1 pseudogene is annotated in these 1,266 nt (G+C 61.3%); it reads left to right on the top strand.

Features of this window, described 5'->3' with window-relative positions:
- The first annotated feature begins 47 nt into the window (after positions 1-47).
- A pseudogene (locus E3O45_RS09645) lies at positions 48-1,237 on the top strand (IS3 family transposase).
- Positions 1,238-1,266: the final 29 nt, after the last annotated feature.

A 1,266-nucleotide genomic window follows, 5' to 3' on the forward strand; every position in this document is an offset into this window, starting at 1 on the left:
TGGCCCTGCCCCCGTTGACTGGACACCTCACAAGAGAGAATGTTCACATGGGAAACACACGTCGGGAGTTCACTCCTGAGTACAAAGACGAAGCCGTGAAGCTGGTGATCAACACCGGCAGGGCCATCGCGACCGTGGCCCGCGAGCTCGGCATAAACGAGGCTTCGCTGGGCCGTTGGGTCATCGCTTTCAAGGCCCGAAACGACACCGGCGAGACCGCGGTCACCGAGTCCGAACGGGCCGAGTTGCTCCGGCTGCGCAAAGAAAACGCGGACCTGAAACTGGATCGGGCGTTTCTAAAAAAAGCGTCCATCTTCTTCGCCCAGGAAGCATCGGATACGAGCGCAAAGCGTTCGAACTGATGCTGGCGGAGAAGACCAACTTCACCATCACCCGCATGGTCCGCCTGCTCGAGGTGTCCCGCTCGGGCTACTACGTCTGGCTCGACCGGAAGCCGTCGGACCGCGCCATTCGACGAGAGAACATCGAGCAGAAAGTGGCGTGGTTCCACGGCGATTCCGACGAGGTTTATGGGTCGCCGAGGATCCTTGCCGACCTCCGCGCTGACGGGGAGACCATCTCGCGCAAGACCGTCGCCAAGACCATGAAACGCCTCGGATTGGTGGGTATCTGCCCCAAAAAGTGGCGGACCACAACGATCATCGACCACGCCGACGCTTACCCCGTCGACGCCGTCAAACGAAAATGGGACACCGGGGCACTGAACCAGGTCTGGGTCGGCGACATCACCTATCTGAGGACCTGGGAGGGCTGGGTCTACCTGGCGACCGTGATCGACGCACACAGCCGCCGGGTCATCGGTTGGGCCATCGCCGACCACATGCGGACCGATCTGATCGAGAATGCCCTCGTGATGGCCATGACGCTGCGCGGAGACAGGCCGGCGCAAGTTATCTTCCACAGCGACCGCGGCACCCAATATGCCTCAGCCCAGATCACCGCATTCGCGATCAAAAATGGCATCACTCGCTCGATGGGATTGACCGGTATTTGCTGGGACAACGCGATGGCTGAGAGCTTCTTCGCGACGCTCAAAACCGAGTTCTACTACCGCCGAGTGTGGCCCACCCGCGACCGCGCCACCCGAGAAGTCGGAGCCTGGATCGAGGACCGATACAACCGCCGGCGCCGACACTCCTCGATCGGCGATGTCAGCCCCGTCACCTTCGAACTGCAATACTCGTCAGAGACCGCGGAAGTTCAACTCGCCGCTTAACCCGTGTCCACTAACCGGGGGCAAGGCCA

Source organism: Cryobacterium sp. TMS1-20-1 (genome assembly GCF_004402355.1).
GTDB lineage: Bacteria > Actinomycetota > Actinomycetes > Actinomycetales > Microbacteriaceae > Cryobacterium > Cryobacterium levicorallinum.